This is a genomic window from Stenotrophomonas sp. S49 (assembly GCF_016624905.1).
Taxonomy (GTDB): Bacteria; Pseudomonadota; Gammaproteobacteria; order Xanthomonadales; family Xanthomonadaceae; genus Stenotrophomonas.
In genome coordinates this window covers 1-26,807 of record NZ_JACVUD010000060.1, presented here as the reverse complement: position 1 = coordinate 26,807, position 26,807 = coordinate 1, and the positions used below count along the sequence as shown (strand labels likewise).

The following is a 26,807-nucleotide window of genomic DNA, read 5'->3' as shown; positions in this document are numbered from 1 at the left end:
GCCCCGGGCGCCCGGGGGGGGGGGGGGCGGGGGGGGGGGGGCCGCCCCCCCCCGCTACCTGCGTCTGTCCGCTTCACCACGCCTTCGACCTCCGGCTGCTACAACAGCCGCATGGTCGAACCGGTACCCCGCGTCCCCGTGAATCTGCAAAAGTACGTCCAGCGCCTGCAGGACAGTTTCCCGATGGCGGTAGGCAAGCGCTTCGTCGACATCGATGTGCTCACCCAGGCCGCCTCGGTCTCCTTCTACGCCCTGCTGTCGATGGCACCGCTGCTGGTGCTGCTGCTGTGGCTGACCGCCTCGCTGTACCCGCCCGCGCAGCAGGCCCTGGTCGAACAGATCAGCTCGGTGGCCGGCAGCAGTGCCGCCACGGTGGCCGAAACCGTGCTGAAGAACGCCGACAACCAGCCCGACGTGGGCTCGCTGGCCGGGCTGTGGAGCACCCTGCTGCTGTTCATCGGCGCCACGGCGGTGTTCGCCCAGCTGCAGAACGCACTGAACCTGATCTTCCGCACCAGCGGCGAACGCCTGGATGGCATCAAGGCCTGGCTGCGCAAGCGTGTGTTCTCCTTCGGCGTGGTGCTGGCGCTGGGCTTCCTGCTGATCCTGTCGATGACCGCCACCACCATGCTGCAGGTGGCCTTCGCGCAGCTGCCGTCGGTGCTGCCGGCCATCGGCTACCTGACCAGCCTGCTGCTGTACGCGGCCGGCTTCGCCTTCATGTACCACTACCTGCCGGACCGCCGCGTGGCCTGGCGCCAGGCGTTCATCGGCGGCGTCATCACCTCGGCGCTGTTCGCGCTGGGGCGCTATGGCATCGGCGTATACATCGCCACCGTCGCACCGGGCAGCGCCTACGGGTCGATGGGCGCGCTGGTCATTTCGCTGGTCTGGATCTACTACGCCACCGTGGTGTTCTTCGTCGGCGCCTTGATGACTGCGGTGATCGACGAACGCCTGCGCGCGCGCAACCATCTGGCGCTGGCCGGCATCGATCCGGCCACGGCGCAGGCAGATGCCCAGCAAGGGGTAAACTAGGGGCACTGACTGTTCCCCTCTGCGTGGCCCTGCCGGCCGCGCCCCTGCCCTGTTGCCCATGGCCCGTATCCCCGACGCATTCATCGACGACCTGCTGGCCCGCTCCGACATCGTCGAGGTGGTCGGCAGCCGCGTGCCGCTGAAGCGCCAGGGCAAGGAATACGCCGCCCGTTGCCCGTTCCACGATGAACGCTCGGCCTCGTTCACCGTCTCGCCCACCAAGCAGTTCTACCACTGCTTCGGCTGCGGCGCGCACGGCACCGCCATCAGCTTCCTGATGAACTACGACCGCCTCGAATTCCTCGACGCGGTGGACGAACTGGCCAAGCGCGCCGGCATGGAAGTGCCGCGCAGCGAGAACCCGCGCAGCGCGCAGCAGCAGGACGAAGGCCGCGAGCTGTATGCCGCGCTGGATGCGGCCATGAAGTTCTTCCAGAAGAACCTGGAAAGCAGCGACAAGGCGCGCGCCTACCTGGATGGCCGCGGCGTGGACGAAGAAAACCGCACCCGCTTCCAGATCGGCTACGCGCCGGACGGCTACAGCGGGCTGCGCGATGCGCTGGGCAAGGACGAGCACAAGATGAAGCTGCTCGACCGCGCCGGCCTGTTCTCCAAGAACGACCGCGGCCACGTCTACGACAAGTTCCGCGACCGGGTGATGTTCCCGATCTTCGACCGCCGTGGCCGGGTGATCGCCTTCGGTGGCCGTGTGTTCGAGAAGGACGACGGCCCCAAGTACCTCAACTCGCCCGAGACCGCGCTGTTCCACAAGGGCCGCGAACTGTACGGCCTGTGGCAGGTGCGCCAGGCGAACCAGAAGATCGAACGGCTGATCGTGGTCGAGGGCTACATGGACGTGGTCTCGCTGTTCCAGTTCGGGGTCACCCAGGCGGTGGCCACGCTGGGCACGGCCACCACGCCCGACCATGCCGAGCTGCTGTTCCGCAACGCGCCGGACGTGTTCTTCTGCTTCGACGGTGACGCCGCCGGCCGCCGTGCCGGCTGGAAGGCGCTGGAATCAGTGCTGCCGCGCATGAAGGATGGCCGCCAGGCCTTCTTCCTGTTCCTGCCCGACGGCGAGGACCCGGACACCATCGTGCGCAAGGAAGGCGCCGAGGTCTTCAACGAACGCCTGAAGCAGGCCACGCCGCTGTCGCAGTTCTTCTTCGATGAACTGACCCGCGAGATCAACCTGGGCACGCTGGACGGCAAGGCCCGCCTGGCCGAACGCGCAAAGCCGATGCTGGCGCAGATTCCCGACGGCGCCTTCGGCGACCTGATGAAGCAGCAGCTGGCGCAGCTGACCGGCCTGGGCGGCGGCAACGCGGCGGCCGCGCGCGCGCCGATGCCACAGCGCGCGCCGGCCCGGCAGATCCAGCCCATCGCCAAGCGCAGCCTGGTGCGCGGTGCCATTGCGGTACTGCTGCAGCAGCCGTCGCTGGCGCTCACGCTGGGCGGCAAGCACCACTTCCAGGGCCTGCGCCTGCCCGGCGTGGAGCTGCTGCTGGAACTGCTGGGGCTGGTCGAACAGCGCCCGGACATCAGCACCGGCGCCCTGCTGCAGCATTTCGACGGCCGCGAAGAGCAGGCCTCGCTGCACACGCTGGCCGCGCAGACCCTGCCCGGCGATGAGGCGGTGTGGACCCAGGAACTGCACGACGCCGTCGCCCAGCTGGAGAAACAACTGCTGGTGCAACGTCTGGACGAACTGTTGGCAAAGCAGCGCCAGCAGGGCCTGGACGATACTGACAAGTACGAACTGCGCGAGCTGCTGAAGGCGCGCGCCACCCTGCGCCTGTAGGGCGGCCACCCACGGAGAGACCATGCTGCTGCGCCTGACCTGCCTGCTGTTGTTGTCGCTCTGCACGCCCCTGGCCGCGCTGGCCGGGGAAAACCCGATCAACGAAGTGCGCCCGGGCCTGCATGCCGGCGGCCAACCCAGTGCCGCGCAGCTGCAGGCGCTGGCCGCGCAGGGCGTGCGCACCGTCATCGACCTGCGCCAACCCGAAGAAGACCGCGGCTACGACGAAACGGCCCAGGCCGAAGCATTGGGCCTGCGCTACGTGCGCATTCCGGTGGCCGGCGCGGAGGGCCTGGATGCGGCCAACGTGCGCGCCGTGCACCAGGCGCTGCAGCAGAGCCAGGGCCCTGCGCTGCTGCACTGCGCCTCGGGCAACCGCGCCGGTGCCGTGCTCGCCCTGGTCAACGCACGTTACGAACATGCCAGCCCGGACCAGGCTCTGCCATTGGGCCAACGGGCCGGCCTGAAATCCCTGGAAGCCGCCACCCGCCAGCGTCTGGCGGAACCGGCCACCTCCCCCTGAACCCCACGTACCAAGGAGCCTGCCCACCATGACCCGCTGGTGGTCGCGCCTGCGACCGGACAACTTCACCCTCGCCCTGCTGTGCACCGTGGCCCTGGCCTCGCTGCTGCCGATGAAGGGCGCCGCTGCCATGGTGCTGGACGATGTCACCACCGTGGCCATCGCCGCCCTGTTCTTCCTGCACGGCGCGCGCCTGCCACGCGAATCGATCATCGGCGGCATGCTGCACTGGCGCCTGCACCTGACCATCCTGGCCTGCACCTTCATCCTGTTCCCGCTGCTGGGGCTGATGTTCAAGCCGCTGTCGGGCTGGCTGCTGACCCCCGAGCTGTATCTGGGCGTGCTGTTCCTGTGCACGCTGCCGTCCACCGTGCAGTCGTCCATCGCGTTCACCTCGATGGCGCGCGGCAACGTGCCGGCGGCGGTCTGCAGTGCGTCGCTGTCCAGCATCCTGGGCGTGTTCCTCACCCCGCTGCTGCTGACCGCCCTGGCCGGCACCTCCGGCGGCGTGCACGACCCGCTGCATGCCATCGGCGGCATCATGCTGCAGCTGCTGGTGCCGTTCGTGGCCGGCCACCTGCTGCGGCCGTGGATTGCCGGCTGGGTGGAAAAGCAGCGCGCGCTGCTGCGCTACACCGACCAGGCCACCATCCTGCTGGTGGTGTATTCGGCGTTCGGCGAAGCGGTGACCGAAGGGCTGTGGAGCAAGACACCGCTGCTGTCTCTGTTCGCCGTGGCCGTGGTGGCCGCCGTGCTGCTGGGCATCGCCATGCCGCTCATCACCTTCCTGGCGCGCCGCCTGCACTTCAACCGCGAAGACGAGATCGCCATCGTGTTCTGCGGTTCGAAGAAGAGCCTGGCCACCGGCGTACCGATCGCCAAGGTGTTGTTCGCCGGCGGCAGCCTGGGCGCCATCGTGCTGCCGGTGATGATCTACCACCAGATCCAGCTGATCGTCTGCGGTGTGATTGCGCAGCGGTATGCGCGGCGCGCGCCCTGAGTCCGGTAGCGCCGGGCCATGCCCGGCGGCATCAGCCGGTTACAACCAGGGCAGGATCCAGTGGTCCACCAGCAGGAAGGCGAACAGCGCCATCAGGTACACGATGGAGTACTGGAACATCTTCATCGAGAAGAATTCATCCGGCGGGTTCTGCATGCGCCAGGCATACCAGAGGAACACGGCGTTGAGCACGATCGCCCCGCCCAGGTAGAACGGCCCGCTCATGCCCACCACGTACGGCACCACGCACACCAGCGCCAGCACCACCGAATAGGCCAGGATCTGCTTGCGCGTGTGCACCACGCCGTGGGTGACCGGCAGCATCGGGATCTTCGCCTTGGCGTAGTCCTCGCGGCGGAAGATCGCCAGCGCCCAGAAGTGCGGCGGGGTCCAGATGAAGATGATCAGCACCAGCAGCGACGAATACGCCCAGTCCGACGAGCCCTGCATGCCGGTAATCGCCGCCCAGCCCAGCATCGGCGGCATCGCGCCGGCCAGGCCGCCAATGACGATGTTCTGCGAGGTCGCACGCTTCAGGTACACGGTGTAGATCACCGCATAGCCGATCAGCGAGGCGAAGGTCAGCACGGCGGTGATCCAGTTCACCCACAGCAGCAGGATCGCCATCGACAGCACGATCAGCACGCCGGCAAACACCAGCACCTGCCACGGCTTGACCTTGCCCACCACCAGCGGGCGCCACGAGGTGCGCGCCATCTGCGCATCGATATGCGCATCCAGCAGCTGGTTGATGGCAGCGGCCGCCGAAGCGGCCAGCCAGATGCCCAGGAAACCCAGCGCACCGGCGCGCACCTGTTCCCAGCTGGGTACGCCCGGAATGGCCAGGACCATGCCGACCAGGGCGGTGAACACGATCAGGGCCACGACCTTGGGCTTGGTCAGGTCCCAGTACTGGCGATAGTTGGAAAACATGCGATCAGTCCGGCGCGCGCAGGCGGGCCAGCAGGCTCACCAGCACGAACAGCAGGGCAACGGCCACGCCGTTGTGGGCCACGGCCACCGCCAGCGGCAGGGCCAGCTTAACGTTCAGGATGCCCAGGGTGACCTGCAGCACCAGCAGGGCCACCAGCGCACTGGCCCAGCCGCGCATGCTGGGCAGGCGGAACAGGCGCAGGCCCAGCCATAGCAGGTAGGCCGCCACCACGATGGCGAACAGGCGGTGCGCCATCTGGATGGCGATGCGCGAGGCGCCATCCAGCACGCCCCCTTCGTAATCCACGCCGATGCCGCGCCACAGGGTGAAGCCTTCCACGAAGTTGTGCTGCGGCCACCACTGGTTGGCACAGCGCGGGAAGTTGTCCAGCGACGCGCTGCCACCACCGCAGGCCAGCGCGGCGTAGTTGGCGCTGACCCAGCCGCCCAGGGCGATCTGGGTGACCAGCACGGCCACACCGATGCGCAGCAGCCACTTCAGTTTCGGTGCTTCGGCCAGGGTGATCGGCAGGTGCGTTGCCCGCCACGCCATCCAGACCAGCAGGCCGAACATCAGCATGCCGCCCAGCAGGTGGCCCATCACCACAATGGGTTTCAGCAGCAGGGTGACCGTCCACATGCCCAGCAGGGCCTGGAAGATCACCACCGCCAGGGTCAGCAGGGCCGCCCGCGCCAGGTCGATGTTGCCCCAGCGCAGCGCGGCGATCAGCAGGATCGCCTCACCCATCAGGGCCAGGCCGCTGGCCGTGCCATGCCAGCCCATCATGTACAGCGGTATGCCGGCGGCCACCAGCACGCAGGCGGTCACCACCGCCGTGCTTCCGAAACGCCGCTTGCGGGTGGCCAGCAAGGCCAGGGTCAGGATCTCGATGCCCAGCGCGCCGGCCAGGAAGCGGTGCACCTGCTCGCGCCACGCCTTGTGGGTTTCCAGCGGGCGGATCTCGGTGGCCGGGTGGCCGATGGTTTCTTCCACGTGCTGCGGCCAGGTGGCCTGGCCGTAGCAGGTCGGCCAATCCGGGCAGCTCAGGCCAGCATCGGACAGGCGCACGAAGGCGCCGAACATGATCGTACTGGCGGTCATGATCATGGCGAACCACGCCAGGCGGTGGAAATTACGGTGCAGCGCCGGACGCGCGGAAAGGCTCATCAAACGGGACTCACTTCAGTTTCAGCAACGTGGCCATGTCCTTGCGCAGGCCCCCCAGGTCACTGCCGGGGGCATGGCGCATGATCACGAAGCCGTTCGGATCGATCACATAGACCGGCAATCCGGCCGGATCGTCGGCACCGGGCAACGCCGCGCGCAGGGCGGGCGACGGCGCCAGTGGCCGCAGCGCGGGCAGTGCGGCGATCGGCGCCGGTGGCGTGCCCAGCCACAGAATCTCCACATTATCGGCGTTATGGCCGAACAGCTGCCACACCTTGCCCAGTCCCTGCGACAAAGTGACGCACTGCGCGTCACAGGCCCCGGCCGGCGCCACCAGCAGCCGCCAGGTGCGCGCTTCGGGGTTCCACGGGTAGGGCTGGCCGTTGGCCAGGGTTGGCGGCTGCTGGCGCAGGTCCACCGGTGGCTGCAGCAACTGCCCGGCATTGCGGTGCCCGGTGGGCTGCCAGCCGGTGAAGCGCAGCACGGCGGCCAGCGCCATCGCCCCGAAGAACACGGCGAACAACAGCAGCAGGGTGCGGCGGCCGGAACCGCGTGCCTGCGGGGTGGTGGCGGTGTTCATGCGGGCATTTTCTCATGGTTGGGTGGAAGGAAGCGGCCGACGCTCTGGTAGCCCCCGGCCTTGGTCGGGGGAAATGGTGCCAACCAAGGTCGGCACCCACCGGCGCCGGTCAACGCCGCCGCCGGCGCCATTCCAGCACCAGCGCCACCACCAGCACGGTCAGCGCCAGGCCGAACCACTGCACGGCGTAGCCCAGGTGGCGCTGCGGCGGCAGGGTGTTGGGCAGCAGGTCCAGGTCGCGCTCGTCGCCGATCGGCAGCGCCGGGTCCAGCCGCAGCACCCGGTCGGGCAGCGCGGCCAGGCCCAGCGCGCGGGCCAGGCCATCCGCTTGCAGGCGGCTGGCCAGCCAGCGCCCGGGCTGGCCGGTTTCACTGAACGCCGGGCCCAGCGCCAGGCCGGCCGACGGCGGCGGCGCCAGCAACCCGCGCACCGCCAGCGGCGCCGGCAGCGCGTCCACCACCGGCAAGGTGCGGTCCGGCGGCAGCGCGCGCCAACCCAGGTCCACCAGCAGCACGCTGCCACTGTCACTGCGGAAGGGCCGGTACACCTTCACCCCGGCGCGGCCGTGGCGCATCTGGTTGTCCAGCAGCACCACGCCGGGCAGGAAGCGGCCATGGTCGGCCACCCCATGCAGTGCGCCGGGCGCCGCCAGCGCCTGCGCCAGCGGCAACGCCTGCGCCACCGCCGGGCCCTGCGCATCCAGCAGGGCCTGCTTGGCGTGCATGCGCTGCAATTGCCACAGGCCCAATGCGGTGAAGCCGGCCATCGCCAGCAGCGCCAACAGCCAGCCGATCCAGCGTGTGTGCTGGCGCATCATGACAAGTCCACGCAAACGCGGTCAGATAGGCGCATCCACCCTGCCCCCGAGCCGTGCATGAGTGATTCGCTGAAGACCCTGCTGGTGATCGCGTTCCTGATCGTCATCGTCTGGAATCTGGGCGCCGGCCTGTACTACCTGCTGGTCGACCGCGGCCAGACCAAGCGCACGGTCAATGCGCTCACCCGCCGCATTGCGGTGTCGGTGGCCCTGATCGCGCTGGTGATCGTCAGCATCTACATGGGCTGGATCAAGCCGCACGGCGTCGGCGGCTGAGGGTACCTGCCGCTGCGCACTCAAAGGACGTAGACGAACAGGAACAGCATCAGCCACACCACGTCCACGAAGTGCCAGTACCACGCGGCGGCTTCGAAGCCGAAGTGGTTGTCGCGGGTGAAGTGGCCCTTGGCCGAGCGCAGCCACATCACGATCAGCATGATCGTGCCCAGGAGCACGTGCGCACCGTGGAAGCCGGTCAGCATGAAGAACGTGGAACCGTAGATGCCCGAACCCAGGGTCAGGTTCAGTTCCTTGTAGGCGTGGATGTATTCCTCGGCCTGCAGGGTCAGGAAGAACGCGCCCAGCAGCACGGTCAGGCCCAGCCACACCAGCAGCTGGCGGCGGTGGCCACCCTTCAGGGCGTGGTGGGCGATGGTCAGGGTCACGCCGGAAGTGAGCAGGATCAGCGTGTTGATCAGCGGCAGGCCCCAGGCGGGAATGGTCTGGAACGCACCACCGATCGCCGCCGGTCCATTGGTCGGCCAGCCGGCCGAATAGCCCTGCCACAGCAGCTCGTTGGTCATCACCCCATCGCCTTCGCCGCTCAGCCACGGCAGGCCCAGGTTGCGGGTGTAGAACAGCGCGCCGAAGAAGGCACCGAAGAACATCACTTCGGAAAAGATGAACCAGACCATGCCCATGCGGAACGAGCCATCGACCTGGCGGTTGTAGTGCCCGGCCTGCGATTCGCGCACCACATCGCTGAACCACCAGAACAGGGTCAGCACCAGCATCGCCAGGCCGGCATAGAAGGTCCAGCGGCCCCAACTGGCATCGTTCAACCAGCTGGCCACGCCCACCATGGTCACCATCATCGCGATGGAGCCCACGAACGGCCAGCGGCTCTGGGCCGGGACGAAGTACACATTGGCGTCGTGCGGGGTCTGGGCCATGTCGGTTTCCGGGTCAGGGAGCGGCGTGCGCGCCTTCCGAGGTAGCGGCTGCAGCCAGCCGATCGGACAGCGCATCGTTGCGGTAGAAGGTGTAGGACAGGGTGATCGTCTTGATTTCCGGCGGCAGGTCCGGATCGACGATGAAGCGCACCGGCATGTCGCGCTTTTCACCGGCCTGCAGGGTCTGGGCGGTGAAGCAGAAGCATTCGGTCTTGCTGAAGAACCCCGACGCACGTGCCGGCGCCACCGAGGGCACGGCGCTGCCCACCACTGCGCCTGCACTGTCGTTGCGGGCGAAGTACAGGGCTTCGTTGAGTTCGCCCGGCACCACGTCCATGGTCAGCTGCTCGGGGTGGAACGACCACGGCAGGCGCGAATTCACCCCGCCGTCGAATTCCACGCGCACGGTGCGCTTGCCGGTGGCGGCGCCGGTGCTGGCTTCACTGCCGGGGCCGCGTTCCAAGCGCACGCCGAACACTTTTTCGCAGGCGATGCGGTACAGCGGCACCAGCGAGAACGTCAGCAGGAACACCGCCACCGCCACGCCGATCAGGCGCGGCAGGCCGGCGCTGCGTGAGGTCGCGGTGGCCGGTGCATCGCTCATCGGCCGATCACCCCACTCAGGATGAAGCCCACGTAGACCAGCACGGCAATGGCGCCCACCCACAGTGCGGTGCGGCGGGCGCGCTGGCGCTGCAGATCGATTTTGTGGCTGTGGTTTTGGTTCTGGCTTTGGTAGAGCCGACCGTTGGTCGGCTGCTCTTCTCCCTCGCCCCGGTAGAGCCGACCGTTGGTCGGCTGCTCTTCGCGAGTCGACTGACAGTCGACTCTACCGGTGGCGAACACGCTGTCAGTCGAGCTCGGAAACGGGTTCTCGTTATGCATGGCCCACCTCAATGCGTGATGTCATCGTGGGCCAGGTCGCCCGGGCGCAGGGTCGGCGGCGTGGTGAAGGTGTGCGCCGGTGCCGGCGAGGGCAGCGTCCACTCCAGCCCGCGGGCGCCTTCCCAGGAACGGTCGGCGGCCTTTTCGCCATTGCGCAGCGACGACAGCAGGATCGCCGCCATCATGAAAGGCGTAGCGAACATGCCGAACGCACCGATCGAGCTGATCAGGTTCCAGTCGGCAAATGCCACGCTGTAATCGGGAATGCGCCGCGGCATGCCGGCCAGGCCGAGGAAGTGCTGCGGGAAGAACAGCAGGTTCACGAACACGATCGACCACCAGAAGTGCGCCTTTGCCCACTTCTCGCTGTACATGCGCCCGGTCCACTTCGGCCACCAGTAGTACACCGCTGCGATCAGCGCGAACACCGCACCGGTCACCAGCACGTAGTGGAAGTGGGCCACCACGAAGTAGGTGTCGTGGTATTGGAAGTCGGCGGCGACGATGGCCAGCATCAGGCCGGAGAACCCGCCGATGGTGAACAGGATGACGAAGGCCACCGACCACAGCATGGGCGCTTCGAAGGTAAGCGAGCCGCGCCACATGGTGCTGACCCAGTTGAACACCTTCACCCCGGTGGGGATCGAGATCAGCATGGTGGCGAACATGAAGTAGATCTCGCCGCCCAGCGGCATGCCCACGGTGAACATGTGGTGGGCCCAGACGATGAACGACAGGAAGGCGATCGCCGCCGTGGCATAGACCATCGCCTGGTAGCCGAACAGCGGCTTGCGGCTGAAGGTCGGGATGATCTCGCTGACCACGCCGAAGGCGGGCAGGATCATGATGTAGACCTCGGGGTGCCCGAAGAACCAGAAGATGTGCTGGTACATCACCGGGTCACCGCCACCGGCGGCATTGAAGAAGCTGGTGCCGAAGAACTTGTCGGTCAGCAGCATGGTGACCGCGCCGGCCAGTACCGGCATCACCGCAATCAGCAGGAACGCGGTGATCAGCCAGGCCCAGCAGAAGATCGGCATCTTCAGCAGGTCGATGCCCGGCGCGCGCATGTTCAGCACCGTGGCGATGATGTTGATCGCGCCCATGATAGAGCTGATGCCGGCCACGTGGATGGCGAACACGCTGAAGGCCACGTTGTAGCCGCCCTGCAGCGACAGCGGCGGGTACAGCGTCCAGCCACCGGCCGGTGCACCGCCGGGCAGGAACAGGGTCAGCAGCAACAGGCTGAAGGCCACCGGCAGCAGCCAGAACGACCAGTTGTTCATGCGCGGCAGGGCCATGTCCGGCGCGCCGATCTGCAGCGGAATCATCCAGTTGGCCAGGCCCACGAAGGCCGGCATCACGCCACCGAAGATCATCACCAGTGCATGCACGGTGGTCATCTGGTTGAAGAATTCGGGCTTCACGAACTGCAGGCCCGGCTGCGCCAGTTCGGCCCGGATCACCACGCTCATCGCCGCACCGATGATGAACATGATGAAGCTGAAACCCAGGTACAGCGTGCCGATGTCCTTGTGGTTGGTCGAGAAGAACCAACGCTCGAAGAAGCTCTGGTGGTGATGGTGATCGTCGTGCCCAACTGCCGAGTGCGCCATTGCAAAACACCTCTCAGAATCGGTTGTCACCGCGGCCGCAGGCGGCCACGGGTGATGGATCAGGCCCCGTCGGCCGGCGCTGCCGGCGCCGCAGTGGGCGCGGCGGCATCAGGTGCGGCTTCTGCTGCTGCAGGTGCGGCCGGTGCAGCAGGCTCGGCAGGCGGCGCCGGCTTGCGCTGGGCCAGCCACTGCCTGAAGTCTTCCTTGGACACCGCCTCGACCACGATCGGCATGAAGCCGTGGTCCTTGCCGCACAGTTCGGCGCACTGGCCGCGGTACACGCCGGGCTGCTCGATGCTGGTCCAGGCTTCGTTGATGAAGCCGGGAATGGCGTCCTGCTTCCAGCCCAGCGCCGGCACCCACCAGGCATGGATCACATCGTCGGAGGTGATGACGAAGCGCACCTTGGTATCGACCGGCAGCACCAGGCGGTTGTCCACGTCCAGCAGGTAATGCGGGTGGCTTTCGCGGTCGGGCACGATGCCACTCTGCCGCACCCGGTCCGATTCGCGGTCCAGGCGGCTGGTGAAGGTCACGTTCTCGCCCAGGTATTCGTACTTCCACATCCACTGGTAGCCGGTGATCTTCACCGTCATCTCGGCATCGCGGGTGTCGTACATCTTGATCAGGTTGGCCGTGGCCGGCCAGGCCATCACCACCAATATGATCACCGGAATGACGGTCCAGATGATCTCGGCCTTGGTGTTGTGGCTGAAGGTGGCCGCCACCGCGCCCTTGGACTTGCGGAACTTGAACATCGCATAGCCCATCGCGCCGAACACGATGACCCCGATCACTGTGCAGATGATCAGCGACAGATTGTTCGACTCCCAGGCCAGGCGCGAGGTCTGGGTGACCCCCTTGCCCATGTTCAGCTGCCACGGCTTGGGATCGGCCGCCTGTGCCCAGGCCAGTGCCGGTACCAGTCCCCCGGCCACCACCGCGGCGGCCGCTGCAACGCACTTCGTGCCCCACCTGCTGCTTTGCTTCATTGCCTAGACCCTTAGCGTCGTCGGTTGCCGCCATCGCTGGCGGCGAGCAAGCCTTCAAGCATTTCAGCAAGCGTCTGGCGTTCGGCCGGCGCGAGGAAACTCCCCACCTCCACCTGCCGTCCGCTGGATGCCAGCCGGACCCTCTCATCACCGGTGACCAGGCGTACCCAATGCGGGTGCGCGCGGAACACCGGCGAACCACCGGGCGTGGGGATGACCTCCACACACGCCGGCACTACCCGGATCTCCTCCTGCCGTTCGCCGCTGCGCCACAGGGCGCGCAGGGCGGCTGCCAGCAACAGGCTGTACAGCAGCGCGAACAGGGGGGCGAATACATTGCCAGCCAGCCAACCGACGGCCGAAACCAGCCACATCGCCCCGCCCAACACGGTGAACAACAGGATGAACTGCCGGGCATCGAGCGCCCGTGGGGGACGCAGCCGCAGCTGCGTACCTGACCCATCCGGAGCTGGAAGCACCTCGATCATGTCGCAACCGCGTTCCTGCCGCGGGAAACGTCTCGATGGTAGCCCTGCCCTCTCGCCGGTAGCAAGGGTGCATTCACACTTTTTCCGATGTTGCAATACAGCATGAGCCCGGCGGCGCGAATGACGAATTCGGCACAAATAATACCAGGCTGGCTGAACAGGCTGAATCCACCGCCATCAGGGGCTATCGCCGTTCATCAGGGGCGCTGGCAGGCCCTTCCCGGCGGCCAAAAAATGATTAAAATCGCCAAGTTTTCCACTGGCCGGACCGGCATGAACGCACCCTCTTCCTCCCCCACCGCCAACGACGCGCCGCGTCCGGGCGCGCTGCTGTCGCCGGAACTGCCGGCGCCCCCCAACCCGTTCCGCCAGGCCATCACCGACGCCTGGTTGAAGGACGAGGCCAGCCACGTGCGTGACCTGCTGGCGCAGGCCCGCCTGCCGGCCGAGGAGCAGGCCAGGGTGCAGGCGCTGGCCGCCGACCTGGTCGGCCGGGTGCGCGTGCGCGCCAAGGACCAGGGCGCGATCGAAGCCTTCATGCGCCAGTACGACCTGGGCAGCGAGGAAGGCGTGCTGCTGATGTGCGTGGCCGAGGCGCTGCTGCGCATTCCCGACCAGGACACCGCCGACAAGCTGATCCGCGACAAGCTGGCCGATGCCGACTGGGAAAAGCACCTGGGCGGCAGCGACTCGGTGCTGGTCAACGCCTCCACCTGGGGCCTGATGCTGACCGGCAAGCTGGTGCAGATGAACGACGCCACCCGCGCCGACGCGCCCAGCGCGTTCAAGCGCCTGGTCGGCCGCGTGGGTGAACCCGTGGTGCGCCTGGCCGTGCGCCAGGCGATGAAGATCATGGGCCACCAGTTCGTGATGGGCCGCACCATCAGCGAAGCACTGGCGCGCTCGCACAAGGGCGACAACGCCAGCTACCGCTATTCCTTCGACATGCTGGGCGAAGGCGCGCTGACCATGAAGGACGCGCTGCGCTACCTGGAAGACTACCGTCGTGCGATCCACGCCATTGGCGGTGATCACAAGGCACGCGGCGGCCGCCCCGACGGCGACGTCAACAACGCGCCGGGCATCTCGATCAAGCTGTCGGCGCTGTACCCGCGCTACGAACATGCCAAGCGCGCACGCGTGCTGAAGGACCTGGTGCCGGGCGTGCTGGAACTGGCGCAGCTGGCCAAGAGCTACGGCATCGGCTGCACCGTCGACGCCGAAGAATCGGACCGCCTGGAACTGTCGCTGGACATCATCGAACAGGTGTTCTCCGACGCCTCGCTGGCCGGCTGGGATGGCTTCGGCGTGGTCGTGCAGGCGTACCAGAAGCGTACCCCGTACACCATCGACCACCTGGCCGACATGGCGCGCCGCGCCGGTCGCCGCCTGCAGGTGCGCCTGGTGAAGGGTGCCTACTGGGATGCCGAGATCAAGCGCGCGCAGATCGAGGGCTATCCGGGCTACCCGGTGTTCACCCGCAAGCAGAACACCGACGTGTCCTACCTGGCCTGTGCCAAGCGTCTGTTCACCCATGCCGACGCGATCTATCCGATGTTCGCCACGCACAACGCGCACACCATCGCCGCGGTGCGCAGCATCGCCAACGGCGGCGTGTACGAGCACCAGAAGCTGCACGGCATGGGCGATGACCTGTACGCCGAAGTGGTGCCGGCCGATCGCCTGGGCCTGCCCTGCCGCGTGTACGCGCCGGTCGGTTCGCACGAAGACCTGCTGCCGTACCTGGTGCGCCGCCTGCTGGAAAACGGCGCCAACTCCAGCTTCGTCAACCGCATCACCGACGAGCGCGTGCCGATCGCCGACCTGGTCCGCGACCCGGTCGAGATGGTCGCTTCGTTCGAATCGATTCCGCACCCCAAGATCCCGCTGCCGGTTGACCTGCTGCGCAGCCAGAACCACGACAGGAAGAACTCCATGGGCGCCAACCTCGCCAACGACAACGAACTGCGCGCCCTGGCCGAGCAGATCAACGCTGCAGTAAAGCCGTGGCAGGCCGCGCCGCTGGTGCCGGGTGCGGTCACCACCGGTGCCTCGCTGCCGGTCACCAACCCGGCCGACAGCCGCGACGTGGTGGGCCAGTGGCAGGCCGCCGATGCCGCCACCGTGCAGAAGGCGCTGGCCAACGCCGTGGCCGCGCAGCCGGCCTGGAACCGCACGCCGGCAGCCAGCCGCGCCGCCATCCTGGAACATGCCGCCGACCAGCTGGAAGCGCGCATGCCCGAATTCATGGCGCTGTGCGTGAAGGAAGCCGGCAAGAGCCTGCCCGACGGCATTGCCGAAGTGCGCGAAGCGGTGGATTTCCTGCGCTACTACGCCAAGCAGGCGCGCGAGCAGTTCAGCCACGCCGAAAAGCTGCCCAGCCCGACCGGTGAATCCAACGAGCTGCAGCTGCACGGCCGTGGCGTGTTCGTCTGCATCAGCCCGTGGAACTTCCCGCTGGCAATCTTCCTGGGCCAGGTGGCCGCCGCCCTGGCCGCCGGCAACAGCGTGATCGCCAAGCCGGCCGAGCAGACCAACCTGATCGGCTACTATGCGGTGAAGCTGCTGCACGACGCCGGCGTGCCGGCTGAGGTGGTGCAGTTCCTGCCGGGCGACGGTGCCACCGTCGGCGCCGCCCTGACCGCCGATCCGCGCGTGGCCGGCGTGGCCTTCACCGGCTCCACCGAAACCGCCCGCGCAATCAACCGCGCCATGGCCGCGCGCGATGCCGCCATCGGCGTGCTGATTGCCGAAACCGGCGGCCAGAACGCCTTCATCGCCGACTCTTCGGCGCTGCCGGAACAGCTGGTCAAGGACGCCATCGGTTCGGCCTTCACCTCCGCTGGCCAGCGCTGCTCGGCCGCGCGCGTGCTGTTCGTGCAGGACGACATCGCCGACAAGGTGATGACCATGCTGGCCGGCGCAATGAAGGAACTGAAGGTCGGCAACCCTGGCCTGCTGTCCACCGACGTCGGCCCGGTGATCGACGCCGACGCGCTGAAGATCCTGCAGGACCACGCCGAGCGCATGGACCGCGAAGCGCGCCTGATCGCCGCTGCCGAACTGTCCGCCGAAGCCGCCCATGGCACCTTCTTCGCACCGCGTGCGTACGAACTGAAGGACCTGGGCCAGCTGCAGAAGGAAGTCTTCGGCCCGGTGCTGCACGTGATCCGCTGGAAGGGTGAGCAGCTGGATGCAGTGATCGACCAGATCAACGCCACCGGTTACGGCCTGACCCTGGGCGTGCATTCGCGCATCGACGAAACCGTGGACCGCATCAGCAACGGCGTCCACGTCGGCAACGTCTACGTCAACCGCAACCAGATCGGTGCAGTGGTGGGCGTGCAGCCGTTCGGCGGCCAGGGCCTGTCCGGCACCGGCCCCAAGGCGGGCGGCCCGCACTACCTGCTGCGCTTCGCCACTGAAAAGACGGTGACGGTGAACACCACCGCCGCCGGTGGCAATGCCTCGCTGCTGACCCTGGGCGACTAAGACCCCCCTCCCTTCCACGGGTGTGATGGATGCACGGAAAACCCCGCGAAAGCGGGGTTTTTTTGTGCCCTTCCGGTGGCGCCAGGCGATGTGCGGCGCTTACCCGGCCACCACGCTGAAGCGGTTGTCCACGCGCGTCGCCAGCGCGGCCTGCACCCGCGCAACCCGCGCGTCCAGATCACCTTCCAGCAGCACATGCGGCACCCCGCGCGCCTGCAGCTGCTGCAGGTACCACGCGTGCTGCCGTGCGCGGAATTCCACGCCCACGCGCGTGCCATCCTGCACGAAGGGAATGTCCGGCGCGCACAGGAACAGCAGGTCGTAGGGCCGCGCTGCGGCGCGCTGCAGTTCCGCTGGCGCGGTCTGGAACATCCAGTCGCTGTAGCCCAGGGTGACCAGCGGCGTGGTATCGCAGAACAGCCAACGGTGCGCGTGCTGCGCCGCCTGCTCTTCATGCTGCGGCTGGGTCGCGGCGATGCGCAGCAGATCCTGCGCGTGCAGCTCGCCGCCCTGCTGTTCCCACAACGTACGGCCGAACTCGGGCACCCAGGCCGTGCCCAGGCGTTCGCCCAGCACCCGCGCCAACGTGCTCTTGCCGGTGGATTCGCCACCGATGAAGGCGACGCGCTGCACGTGGTCGGCGTACACCGCCGGCGACAGGCTGCTGCGGTGCGCGTGCGGGTCGGCACGCAGTTGCGTACCACTGGCCTGGCCGATGTCGGTCGCGCGGTCCAGCCGATGATGCTGCACCGGTGCAGCGAACTGCTGGGCCAAGGCGGCGGCGAAACCATCGCCATAGTCTTCGCCGGTGAACACCGCCTGCACCGGGCCACCGAACAGCGCCAGGCACAGCCACGCGGTGAAGGCGCGCTGCACCTGCTCGCTTTCGCTGTCCTGCGGCAGCGCGCGCAGCGGCACGCCATGCGCGCGGCACAGGGCGGCCAGGCGGTCGTCATCCAGCACCGCGACGGTCGCCTGCGGAAAGCGCGCACGCAGCCAGCGCTCGCGCCGCCCGGCGCTGTAACCGGCGAACCCCGGCTGCGACCAGCCGATCACCAGCAGCTGTTGGCAGCGCGCGGCGGCGAATTCGATCAGCCGTTCATGGCCGCGGTGCAGCGGGCAGAACTTGCCCACCACCAACCCACGCGGCACCGTGTCAGGCAGTGGCATCGGCTGCGCCCGCCGCCGCACGGTCGGCGCGCATCAGCGTGCGCCAATGGCGCAGCGCCACCAGCGCATTGATCCAGAAACCGATGTACAGGATCGAGGTCAGGTGCAGGCCGCGGCTGTAGTACAGCGGCACCGCAATGGTGTTCACCAGCAGCCACACCCACCACGATTCCAGCTTGCGCTGCATCATCAGGATCTGCGCGATCACGCTCAGCACCAGCACTGCCGAATCGATGTACGGCGCATAGGCCTGGGTCAGGCGGGTCAGCATCCAGCCATAGCCCAGCGTGCCCACCACCGCCAGCGGCAGCAACCACGCCCAGGCGCGCGGACGCAGCGAGGTGATCGGCAACGGCGCGCCGTGGTCGCCCCGCAGCCACTGCCACCAGCCCAGCACGCTGATGACGATGAAGAAGCCCTGCAGCACCATGTCGGCGTACAGGTGCGAACGCTCGAACACCGCAGCGAACAGCGCGCAGCCGACGATGCCCAGCCACCAGGTGTGGACGTTGTTGCGCCCGGCCAGCAGGATCGAGCCCGCGACGGCGATGTTGGCAGCCAGCTCCAGCTGGAAATTGGGATCGGACAGGTTCATGCCGCTATTGTCGTCGATCCACGCACCACGCGTGGGCGGCGCACCAGTAGATCCACGCCATGCGTGGATGGCCCACAAAAAGAAAGCCCCGCTTGCGCGGGGCTCTCCCTGTACTGCGTCAGGCCGTGGCCTTTATCAGAACTTGTACTGCATCGAAGCGGCCAGCACGTCGCCGGTCACCTTGTACTTGCCGGTCACGGTGTTGCCGGTGGCCGAGGTCGAGGTGATGTTCGGATCCTTGGTGAACAGGTGGGTGTAGCCCACGCTGTATTCCATCTTCTCCGACGGGGCCCAGGTCAGACCCAGCGACAGCCACTTGCGGGTGGTGTCCGGCACGCGCACGTCGCGGTGGGCATCGGTGGTCGGGGTCTGGTCGTACGCCAGGCCGCCGCGCAGGGTCAGCTGCTCGTTCAGACGGTACTCGGTACCGATCGAAGCGAAGGTGGTGTCGCGGTAGTGGAACGGCAGCACGCTGTCGGGCTGGTTGGAATCGTAGTCAACCGTGACCTGGTCGAACTTGCTCCACGCGGTGCGTGAAACGTCGGCCATGATCTTCCACTGGTCGTTCACGCGGTGGCTGACGCTGACCGTGGCGCTGGCCGGCAGGGTGATGGTGGCACGGCCGTTGCTGTCAACGAAGGTACCCGGGGCAGCGCTGGCCAGGAACGCGGCCGCAGCCGGGGTCATGGTGAAGTCGGCCTTGCCGTCGGTGATCTTGTGTTCCACTTCCGAGCGGTAGCTGAAGGCGATGTTGGTGCCTTCCACCGGGCTGACGGTCATGCCCAGGGTGTAACCCACGGACATTTCGTCGCCCTTGATGCGCAGGTAGCCATCGGCGGTACCCGGCGAGAAGCCCAGCTGGGCAGCCTGGATACCGGCCTGGCGGGCGGCGGCAGCGGCCTGGGCCTGGGTGCCGCCACGGGCCAGCACGGTGGCAGCAGCACGCTGCTGGGCGCTGGCGTTGATGGCGGTGCCGGCATCGACGGCGCTGGTCAGGTCAACGTCCAGGCGCTCGACGAACACCGACGCACCGAAGGACAGGTACGGGTTCACGTCGTAGGAGAACGCGGCGCCCAGGTCGACGGCCTGCAGTTCGGTCTTCACGCCGTTGTAGCGGCCGACCCAGTCACGGTCGTATTCGGTCTTGAAGCCGAACGGCACCGACAGCGACACACCGAAGTGCATGTTGTCCTTTTCGCCGAACGGCACGTGGAAGTACGCGGCCGGAACCGGGGCGATCATGCCGGCGTCGCCGCCGTTGCCGCCGGAAATCGGGGCGCCGTTGCCGTACTGGCCTTCGCCGCGGAACTTGGCGCCGAAGCTGATGGCGCTCACGTCACCCTGGAACTGGGTGCCGTCGAGCAGGCGCATCGAGGCCGGGTTGGTGGCGACCACCGAGGCATCGCCTTCGGCAGAGGTCGAGCCGGCGAACGCGCGGCCGAGGCCCTTGGCGCTGTTTTCCTTCAGCTGGAAGGCAGCGGCGTTGGCATCGGCGGCGGCCAGCGCACCGGCAACGCCGACGGCCAGCAGGGTCAGTCGGGCAATGGTGGAAGCAGTTTGCATCGTGTTCTCTCTCCGGTAAGCGGTGATGGTGCTCTGAGTGCGCCTGCGCCTACCGGACCCGAAGGCCCGCCAGAACGCGCCGGATTCCCCTCCCGACATACGACGCCGTATGCGAGTATCACTCAGAGCCGTTAATGAAACAATAACAGCAGCGGGGCATTTCCCTTCGCAAAACATGAACAGGCGCCTCCCCGCACAATGCCCGCGCACGCTAGGCTAGCGCCCATGTTCGTCTCGCTCCCCTCACGCAAGAAGGCGGCCCTGCGCTGGGCCACGCCCGTGTTGTTTGCGTCAGTGTGGCTGGCGTTCCTGTGGTCGATCTCGCGCCCGGACGACGCCCGTCGCAGCCTGTGGCTGGACTGGGGTGCCCTGTCCACCGGCCTGACCCACCCGCTGGACTACTGGGCCACCCTGCAGGACGGCAGCGTGCTGCGCCTGTTCACCGCCCTGTTCCTGCACGCCGACTGGTCGCACCTGCTGGGCAACCTGGTGTTCCTGCTGATCTTCGGCCTGCCCGCCGAGCGCGTGCTGGGCCCGTGGCGGTTGCTGCTGCTGTTCCTGCTGGGCGGGGCGGTATCGAACCTGGTGGCGATCTACACCATGGGCAGCCCCGACCAGATCATCATCGGCGCCAGTGGCGCGGTGTCGGCGCTGATCGGCGCCTATCTGGCGCTGTTCCCCGGCGCGCGGCTGGGGGTGGTCATTCCGCTGGGCCTGTTCCTGGAATTCGTGCGCGCCCCGGCCTACCTGCTGATCGGCGTGTGGGCAGCGCTGCAGGTGGTATTCGCCTACATCGGCCCGACCTTCGGCATGGTGGCCTGGTGGGCGCACATCGGCGGCTTCCTGTTCGGCCTGCTCTACGGCGTGTACGTGCGCGCCGCGATCGCCCGCAAGCTGCGCAAGCGCCACGGCTTCTAGCCATCATCTTCGTAGAGTCGAGCTTGCTCGACTGCTCTGGCCGGTCCGTAGAGTCGAGCTTGCTCGACTGCTTCAGGAAAAAACAGTCGAGCAAGCTCGACTCTACCAATCGCGCGCGTCAGCGCAGGGGAACGCATCGCCGGGCATGGCCCGGCGCTACCGTCAGGGCTTGGTCGGGGCCGGCACGGGCTTTGCTTCAGCCTTCGCTTCAGCCTTTGCCGGCGGCTTGGCTGCGGCAGCCTTGGCGGCCTCGGCCTTCAGCCGCGCGGCCACCGAACCGGGGCTCTTCAGTTCGGCCAGGCCATCGTCGATCGGGCCATCACCCGGCAGCACGGCGCCGGCGCGGTAGCCCTCGGTGCCTTCGTCGTCGCCACGCAGGTGGCCCGGCAGGGTCGCCTCGCTGTAGTCGCTCAGGCTGGCTGGCAGCGCGTCTTCTTCCGGCGTGGGCGCCGGCTTCAGTTCCACGTCCGGCACGATGCCGGTGGCCTGGATCGATTTGCCACTGGGCGTGTAGTAGCGCGCGGTGGTCAGCTTCACCGAGTCGCCGTTGTCCAGCGGCAGCACGGTCTGCACCGAGCCCTTGCCGAAGGTGCGGCTGCCGACCACGCGTGCCCGCTGGTTGTCGCGCAGCGCACCGGCCAGCACTTCCGACGCACTGGCCGAACCGGCATCGACCAGCACCACCACCGGCGCGCCCTTCAGCAGGTCGCCCGGAGTGGCGTCGAAGCGTGCATCACTGATACGGATGCGGCCGCGCGTGCTGACGATGTTGCCCTTCTCCAGCAGGTCGTCGGCCACCTGCACGGCGGCTGTCAGCAGACCACCGGGGTTGCTGCGCAGATCCAGCACCAGGCCCTTCAGGCTGCCGCCGGACTGCTTCTGCAGCTGCTGCACGTGCTTCTGGAAATCAGCGCCGGTGTCGGCCTGGAACGTGGCCAGGCGGATATAGCCGTAACCCGGTTCCAGCAGGCGGCTGCGCACGCTGGTCACGCGGATGGTCTGCCGGGTGAGCGGCACATCGAACGGCTTGGGCTTGCCCTCGCGCACGATGGTCAGCACCACCTTGCTGCCGGCCGGGCCGCGCAGCGGTTCGCTGGCATCGATGGCGCTGATCGGCTTGCCGTCGATGGCGATGATCAGATCGCCCGCCAGGATGCCGGCCTTGGCCGCAGGCGTATCGTCAATCGGCGAAATCACCTTCATCGAAGCGTTGTCGGGCTGCTGCTGCAGCTCCACGCCAATGCCTTCATAGGCGCCGTTGGCCTGTTCGTCGAAGGCCTCGGCGTCTTCCTTGTTGAAGTAGGTGCTGTGCGGATCCAGGTCCAGCAGCAGGCCACGCACCGCCGACTGCATCAGCTTGTTGTCGTCCACCGGGTCCACGTAGGCCGCACGCACGGCGTTGTAGACCGCCACGAAGCGCCGGATATCTTCCAGCGGCACCTTTGATGTCACCGCCTCTTCGTTGCTGGCGGCCTGCGCCGGGGTTTCGGCAGCGGCCGCAGGCGCGGTCTGCTGCGCCCAGGACAACGCTGGCAACAAGGCCAGCAAGAGGGTGGCGGTACGGGCTGCGCGCATGGATCACTCCTGTCGACGGTGGCATCGTGCCCAAGGCACATGCACCGATTATGCGCGAAGCGTGGGTAAATTCCCGTTGAATCCCGCGGCCATGCGGCCGCCAGGATTCAGCGGCGCTGCAGCCAGCTGTCCGGATTGACCGGTTGGCCACCGCGGCGCAGTTCGAAGTACAGCGCGGTGACGCCCTGGCCGCCGGAGTTGCCGACCTTGGCCACCGCATCGCCGCGGCTGACGCGCGCGCCAGCATCCTTCAGCAGGGTGTCGTTGTGCGCGTACAGGCTCATGTAGCCATTGCCGTGGTCGACGATCAGGATCATGCCGTAGCCGGTCATCCAGTCGGAAAACACCACGGTGCCATCGGCCACCGCCGTGACCGTGCTGCCGGCCGGCGCACCGATCAGCACGCCGCTGCTGGTACGGCCATCGGGCAGCTTGCCGCCATAGCGGGCCAGCAGATTGCCCGACAGCGGCCAGCCCAGGCCGCCAACCTTCGGCGCGGGCGCCGAGGCCACTGCCGGCGGTACCTTGGTGGGCGGCGCCGGGCGGCCTTCAGCCTTGGCCTGGCGTGCGGCCTTTTCGGCCGCGGCCTTTTCCGCCGCCGCCTTGCGTGCAGCGGCGCGGCGCTCGGCTTCGGCGCGGGCGGCAGCGGCGCGCAGGTTGGCCAGCAGGGTTTCCAGCGCCTTGGCATCCTGGCCCAGCGCCTGTTCCTTCTCGCGCTTGTCCTTGAAGCGTTCTTCCAGCGATGCCACCGTCTGCGCCCGTTCGCGGCGGTCGGCAGCCAGGGTGGCGGCCTGCTGCTTCTGGTCGCGCTGGGCGCCCTGAAGATGCTGCTGGCGCTGGGCGATCTGGGCCTGCAGCGTTTCCAGTTCCTGCAGATCCGCGGTGAGGGTGGCGATGCGCTCGGCGCGCTCGCGCTGCAGGTAACGGTGGTAGGCCAGGGCGCGGTTGGCATCGGCCACCGTGTCCTGCGACAGCAGCAGCTTCAGCGGCGCGTGATTGCCCAACTGGTAGGCCGCGCGCAGCAGGCCGGCCAGTTCGCGATGCTGCTTGGCCAGGGTGGCCTGCAGTTCGTTGCGGCGCTGCTCGGCCTGGGCCAGGGCCTGGGCCTGTTCGCGCAGCGCGCTTTCCGTCTGGGCCAGGCTGCGGCCGGTGCGGGCCACTTTTTCGTCGGCCTCGCGCAGCTGCCGCGATGCCTGGCCACGCTGGCCCTCGATCTGCCGGCGCTCCTGCGCCACGTCCTTCAGCTCGCTGCGCAGCTTCTGCAGCTTGCGCTCGGCTTCGCGGGTGGACGCAGTCTGCGCCCCGCCCGGCACCGGCAGTGCCAGCGCCAAGGCCAGCCCCAGCAACAGGCAACGCGCGCCGCGGGCGGCGATGTGATGCTGGCGTGAGGGGAAGACGTTGTGGCGCAAGGGCTTTCCAGTGACTTCAGGCAGTTGCAGGGGGTGCCGGGGAATGGTGACATCTCCGCACGCGGCCTGCCAGCCGCACAACAACGAGGTCCCCATGAAAACCCATTCCATTCCGCTGCTGTTGGGCCTGCTGCTGGCCGCCGCGCCGCTGGCGGCGCAGGAAAACATCAGCAAGGTCAACGGCAGCATCGGCGCCGATCCGGGCCAGCGCTACGGCAAGCTGGATACCGTCAATGGCAGCATCCGCGTGGGCGAAGGCGTGGAAACCGGCAGCATCGACACCGTCAACGGCGGGGTGACCGTGGCCGACCGCGCACGCACCGGCAGCATCGAGACGGTGAACGGTGGCGTTCGCCTGGGCCGCGAGGTGATCGCCCACGGCGATGTCAGCACGGTCAACGGCAGCATCTTCAGCGACGCCGGCAGCCAGATCGAAGGCGGCGTGGAAACGGTCAACGGTGGCATCGGCCTGGTCAACAGCCGGGTGCGCAAGGACGTGGAAACGGTGAACGGTGACATCACCGTCGGCATCGGTTCGCAGGTGTCCGGTGGCGTGCACGTGCGCAAGCCGAACTTCAGCGTCTCGCTCACCACCAGCCGCAAGCCGCGCATCATCATCGGCCCCAATGCCGTGGTCAGTGGCCCGCTGGAATTCGAGCGCGAGGTGGTGCTGTACGTGCACCGCAGCGCCCGCATCGGTCCGGTCACCGGCGCCGACGCCATCCCGTTCGACACCGATACCGCCCCGGCGGATTGACGTCGTGCTGCACCGGGGACTGATCCCCGTTCCCTGGCCGTGCCTGGCGCGGCCCCCTTCTGTATCCAGGATACCGACGATGCCCCGTAAACTCCTTCTGTGCCTGGCCGCTGCGGCCGCGCTCAGCGCCTGCAAGGGCGAAGACACGCCCGCCCCCGCGCCGGCCACCGACAGCGCTGCGGCGGCCAAGCCGGCCAACCACGCGTTCTCGCCGGACATCAACGCCGCCGATTTCAGCGAGATGGTGAAGACTCTGGCCTCGGATGAGTTCGAAGGCCGCGCCCCCGGCAGCAAGGGCGAAGAGCTGACGGTCAACTACATCCGCGACCAGATGCAGCGCATCGGCCTGCAACCGGGCAACGGTGACAGCTGGTTCCAGGACGTGCCGATGACCGAAACCACGGCCGATGAATCGACCGTGCTGAAGATCGAGCAGGGCGGCAAGAGCACCGAGCTGAAGTTCGGCACCGACATGGTGGTCGGCACCCGTACCGGCCAGACCGAAGTGAAGCTGGATGCCAGCAACCTGGTGTTCGTCGGCTACGGCGTGGACGCGCCGGAGCAGAAGTGGAACGACTACCAGGGCCAGGACTGGAAGGGCAAGACGGTAGTCATGTTCGTCAATGACCCGGGCTTCCACGTCGACGACCAGACCCTGTTCGACGGCAAGCGCATGACCTATTACGGCCGCTGGACCTACAAGTTCGAAGAGGCCGCGCGCAAGGGCGCCGCCGGCGCACTGATCGTGCATGACACCGCCGGTGCCTCCTATGGCTGGGATGTGGTGAAGAACTCCTGGGCCGGCCCGCAGTACGACCTGCCGGCCAAGGATGATCCGGAGCGCCGCCTGCCGGTGCAGGGCTGGCTGAGTGCCGAGGCCGCCAAGGCGCTGTTCGCCGGTGCCGGCCTGGACCTGGCCCAAGCCTACAAGGACGCCAGCAAGCGCGGCTTCAAGCCGGTACCGCTGCAGGCCACCGCCTCGGTCGACCTGAAGAGCCAGGTCGCGCAGAAGCAGTCGCGCAACGTGGTGGGCGTGCTGCCGGGCAGCAAGCGTGCCGACGAAGCGGTGCTGTACATGGCCCACTGGGACCATCTGGGCAAGCATGAGGGCGAGGAAGGCGACAACATCTACAACGGTGCCGTGGACAACGCCACCGGCGTAGCCGGCATCCTGGAAGTGGCCGAAGCCATGGCCCACCAGGACCCGAAGCCGGAGCGCTCGGTGGTGTTCCTGGCGGTCACCCTGGAAGAGTCGGGCCTGCTGGGTTCGAAGTACTACGTGGCCCACCCGACCTTCCCGCTGGACAAGATTGCCGGGGTGATCAACATCGACGCGATGTCGGTGGCCGGCCGTGCCAAGGACGTGACCGTGACCGGCTTCGGCAGTTCCGAGCTGGAAGACATCCTGAAGCCGCTGGCGGCCGCACAGGACCGTACCCTGCACGGTGAAACCTCGGTGCAGAGCGGCTTCTACTTCCGTTCCGACCACTTCAACTTCGCCAAGGCCGGTGTGCCGGCCCTGTATGCCGATGGCGGTGAAGACCTGCGCGACGGCGGCGTTGACGCCGGCCGCAAGGCGGCGACCGACTACGGCAACAACCGCTACCACGGCCCGAAGGATGAGTTCGACGCGGCCACCTGGAAGCTGGATGGCACCGTGGAAGATCTGCAGCTGATGTACGGCGTGGGCAAGGAACTGGCGGGCGGCGATCGCTGGCCGAACTGGTACGAAGGCAATCCCTTCAAGGCCGCCCGCGACACCATGATGAAGAACAAGGCCGCGGCCCCTTAACGCCGCGTCTGCTCGATTGATCGGTAGAGTCGAGCTTGCTCGACTGAAGCAGCGGCGCCCCCCGGGGCGCCGCTTTTTTTGTGCCACCGCCAGGGGGGCCAACCTTGGTTGGCACTGCTTTCCGCCGGGCATGGCCCGGCGCTACCCGTCCACGCGTGGCGTGGATCCATCGGGTGCTTGGTTTCGCGCAAAGAAAAACCCCGCTGCGTGAGCAGCGGGGTTTTGGGTATAAACCCTGGCGATGACCTACTCTCGCATGGCTTGAGCCACACTACCATCGGCGCAGCTGCGTTTCACTTCCGAGTTCGGGATGGGATCGGGTGGTTCCACAGCGCTAATTTCACCAGGGAGACGGTTGCAGCAGCGCTTGCAGCGCCAGCTCGCGATCTTGCCCTTGGGGCGGAAGGTACCCGGAAAAGCAGCGCCTTCACTTAATAAGAAAAAACCCCGCTGCGTGAGCAGCGGGGTTTTTGGGTGTAAACCCTGGCGATGACCTACTCTCGCATGGCTTGAGCCACACTAC

24 protein-coding genes and 1 rRNA gene are annotated in these 26,807 nt (G+C 67.5%); 9 read left to right on the top strand and 16 right to left on the bottom strand.

Features of this window, described 5'->3' with window-relative positions; translation table 11 throughout:
- Positions 1-111: 111 nt before the first annotated feature.
- Genes IAE58_RS13395 through IAE58_RS13380 form a run of 4 tightly spaced genes read left to right on the top strand, consistent with a single transcriptional unit; the run spans position 112 to position 4,362 of the window.
- Complete coding sequence (locus IAE58_RS13395) at positions 112-1,038, top strand: YihY/virulence factor BrkB family protein (protein WP_199933878.1); 927 nt, start codon at positions 112-114, stop codon at positions 1,036-1,038.
- Positions 1,039-1,096: 58 nt separating this feature from the next.
- Positions 1,097-2,839 carry a DNA primase gene (gene dnaG / locus IAE58_RS13390; RefSeq protein ID WP_199933879.1) on the top strand — a complete coding sequence of 581 codons (1,743 nt, stop codon included), beginning with the start codon at positions 1,097-1,099 and terminating at the stop codon, positions 2,837-2,839.
- Positions 2,840-2,861: 22 nt separating this feature from the next.
- A complete protein-coding gene (locus IAE58_RS13385) occupies positions 2,862-3,362 on the top strand; it encodes a sulfur transferase domain-containing protein (RefSeq protein ID WP_199933880.1) in 501 nt (166 codons plus the stop codon).
- Between the two features lie 28 nt (positions 3,363-3,390).
- The gene (locus IAE58_RS13380) at positions 3,391-4,362 is read left to right on the top strand and encodes a bile acid:sodium symporter family protein (protein WP_108761027.1); all 972 of its coding nucleotides are present in this window, start codon (positions 3,391-3,393) and stop codon (positions 4,360-4,362) included.
- A 39-nt stretch (positions 4,363-4,401) separates the two neighbouring features.
- Here IAE58_RS13380 and cyoE read toward each other — a convergent pair whose 3' ends face one another.
- From cyoE to IAE58_RS13360, 4 genes are all read right to left on the bottom strand, one after another.
- Positions 4,402-5,295: a heme o synthase gene (gene cyoE, locus IAE58_RS13375; protein ID WP_199933881.1), complete on the bottom strand. Its 894-nt coding sequence runs from the start codon at positions 5,293-5,295 to the stop codon at positions 4,402-4,404.
- Positions 5,296-5,299: 4 nt separating this feature from the next.
- The gene (locus IAE58_RS13370; RefSeq protein WP_199933882.1) at positions 5,300-6,463 is read right to left on the bottom strand and encodes a COX15/CtaA family protein; all 1,164 of its coding nucleotides are present in this window, start codon (positions 6,461-6,463) and stop codon (positions 5,300-5,302) included.
- Between the two features lie 10 nt (positions 6,464-6,473).
- On the bottom strand, positions 6,474-7,043 hold the full coding sequence (locus IAE58_RS13365; RefSeq protein WP_108751940.1) for a hypothetical protein: 570 nt from the start codon (positions 7,041-7,043) through the stop codon (positions 6,474-6,476).
- A gap of 109 nt (positions 7,044-7,152) precedes the next feature.
- Positions 7,153-7,860 (bottom strand): SURF1 family protein, encoded by a 708-nt coding sequence (locus tag IAE58_RS13360; RefSeq protein ID WP_199933883.1) that lies wholly within the window; start codon positions 7,858-7,860, stop codon positions 7,153-7,155.
- 57 nt (positions 7,861-7,917) lie between these two features.
- Between IAE58_RS13360 and IAE58_RS13355 the strand changes: the two genes are divergently transcribed.
- Entirely contained in the window at positions 7,918-8,136 is a 219-nt protein-coding gene (locus IAE58_RS13355; protein ID WP_108748240.1) for a twin transmembrane helix small protein, read from the top strand.
- Between the two features lie 20 nt (positions 8,137-8,156).
- On the opposite strand, the gene IAE58_RS13350 is transcribed toward IAE58_RS13355, so the two are convergent.
- From IAE58_RS13350 to IAE58_RS13325, 6 genes are read right to left on the bottom strand one after another with little or no spacing between them, the layout of a single operon-like run.
- Positions 8,157-9,032, bottom strand: a complete 876-nt coding sequence (locus IAE58_RS13350; RefSeq protein ID WP_108748239.1) for a cytochrome c oxidase subunit 3 — start codon at positions 9,030-9,032, stop codon at positions 8,157-8,159.
- Positions 9,033-9,045: 13 nt separating this feature from the next.
- Complete coding sequence (locus tag IAE58_RS13345; RefSeq protein ID WP_108751938.1) at positions 9,046-9,636, bottom strand: cytochrome c oxidase assembly protein; 591 nt, start codon at positions 9,634-9,636, stop codon at positions 9,046-9,048.
- Positions 9,633-9,917, bottom strand: coding sequence for a hypothetical protein (locus IAE58_RS13340; RefSeq protein ID WP_199933884.1), 285 nt, complete (start codon positions 9,915-9,917; stop codon positions 9,633-9,635). The genes IAE58_RS13345 and IAE58_RS13340 overlap by 4 nt, the downstream gene beginning before the upstream one ends.
- Positions 9,918-9,925: 8 nt before the next feature.
- Entirely contained in the window at positions 9,926-11,533 is a 1,608-nt protein-coding gene (gene ctaD, locus IAE58_RS13335; RefSeq protein WP_199933885.1) for a cytochrome c oxidase subunit I, read from the bottom strand.
- Between the two features lie 59 nt (positions 11,534-11,592).
- A complete protein-coding gene (gene coxB / locus IAE58_RS13330; RefSeq protein ID WP_199933886.1) occupies positions 11,593-12,525 on the bottom strand; it encodes a cytochrome c oxidase subunit II in 933 nt (310 codons plus the stop codon).
- Between the two features lie 11 nt (positions 12,526-12,536).
- Complete coding sequence (locus IAE58_RS13325; RefSeq protein WP_108748234.1) at positions 12,537-13,013, bottom strand: DUF2244 domain-containing protein; 477 nt, start codon at positions 13,011-13,013, stop codon at positions 12,537-12,539.
- 273 nt (positions 13,014-13,286) lie between these two features.
- Between IAE58_RS13325 and putA the strand changes: the two genes are divergently transcribed.
- Positions 13,287-16,505: a bifunctional proline dehydrogenase/L-glutamate gamma-semialdehyde dehydrogenase PutA gene (putA, locus tag IAE58_RS13320; protein ID WP_108751934.1), complete on the top strand. Its 3,219-nt coding sequence runs from the start codon at positions 13,287-13,289 to the stop codon at positions 16,503-16,505.
- A gap of 99 nt (positions 16,506-16,604) precedes the next feature.
- Here the strand turns inward: putA and IAE58_RS13315 are convergent, their stop codons facing one another.
- From IAE58_RS13315 to IAE58_RS13305, 3 genes are all read right to left on the bottom strand, one after another.
- Positions 16,605-17,675, bottom strand: coding sequence for an AAA family ATPase (locus IAE58_RS13315; protein ID WP_199933887.1), 1,071 nt, complete (start codon positions 17,673-17,675; stop codon positions 16,605-16,607).
- Complete coding sequence (gene pnuC, locus IAE58_RS13310) at positions 17,662-18,270, bottom strand: nicotinamide riboside transporter PnuC (protein WP_108751932.1); 609 nt, start codon at positions 18,268-18,270, stop codon at positions 17,662-17,664. Before pnuC ends, IAE58_RS13315 begins: the two co-directional genes overlap by 14 nt.
- A gap of 135 nt (positions 18,271-18,405) precedes the next feature.
- The gene (locus IAE58_RS13305) at positions 18,406-19,833 is read right to left on the bottom strand and encodes an outer membrane protein transport protein (RefSeq protein WP_108755193.1); all 1,428 of its coding nucleotides are present in this window, start codon (positions 19,831-19,833) and stop codon (positions 18,406-18,408) included.
- A 225-nt stretch (positions 19,834-20,058) separates the two neighbouring features.
- Between IAE58_RS13305 and IAE58_RS13300 the strand changes: the two genes are divergently transcribed.
- Entirely contained in the window at positions 20,059-20,751 is a 693-nt protein-coding gene (locus IAE58_RS13300) for a rhomboid family intramembrane serine protease (RefSeq protein ID WP_108748229.1), read from the top strand.
- A gap of 162 nt (positions 20,752-20,913) precedes the next feature.
- Here IAE58_RS13300 and IAE58_RS13295 read toward each other — a convergent pair whose 3' ends face one another.
- Positions 20,914-22,326 carry a S41 family peptidase gene (locus tag IAE58_RS13295; protein WP_199933888.1) on the bottom strand — a complete coding sequence of 471 codons (1,413 nt, stop codon included), beginning with the start codon at positions 22,324-22,326 and terminating at the stop codon, positions 20,914-20,916.
- Between the two features lie 107 nt (positions 22,327-22,433).
- Positions 22,434-23,735 (bottom strand): peptidoglycan DD-metalloendopeptidase family protein, encoded by a 1,302-nt coding sequence (locus IAE58_RS13290; protein ID WP_199933889.1) that lies wholly within the window; start codon positions 23,733-23,735, stop codon positions 22,434-22,436.
- 94 nt (positions 23,736-23,829) lie between these two features.
- Between IAE58_RS13290 and IAE58_RS13285 the strand changes: the two genes are divergently transcribed.
- Both IAE58_RS13285 and IAE58_RS13280 read left to right on the top strand, forming a co-directional pair.
- Positions 23,830-24,492, top strand: a complete 663-nt coding sequence (locus IAE58_RS13285) for a hypothetical protein (protein ID WP_108757616.1) — start codon at positions 23,830-23,832, stop codon at positions 24,490-24,492.
- A gap of 79 nt (positions 24,493-24,571) precedes the next feature.
- Positions 24,572-26,284: a M28 family metallopeptidase gene (locus IAE58_RS13280; protein ID WP_199933890.1), complete on the top strand. Its 1,713-nt coding sequence runs from the start codon at positions 24,572-24,574 to the stop codon at positions 26,282-26,284.
- 233 nt (positions 26,285-26,517) lie between these two features.
- Here the strand turns inward: IAE58_RS13280 and rrf are convergent.
- A 5S ribosomal RNA gene (gene rrf / locus IAE58_RS13275) occupies positions 26,518-26,632 on the bottom strand.
- Between the last annotated feature and the right edge of the window lie 175 nt (positions 26,633-26,807).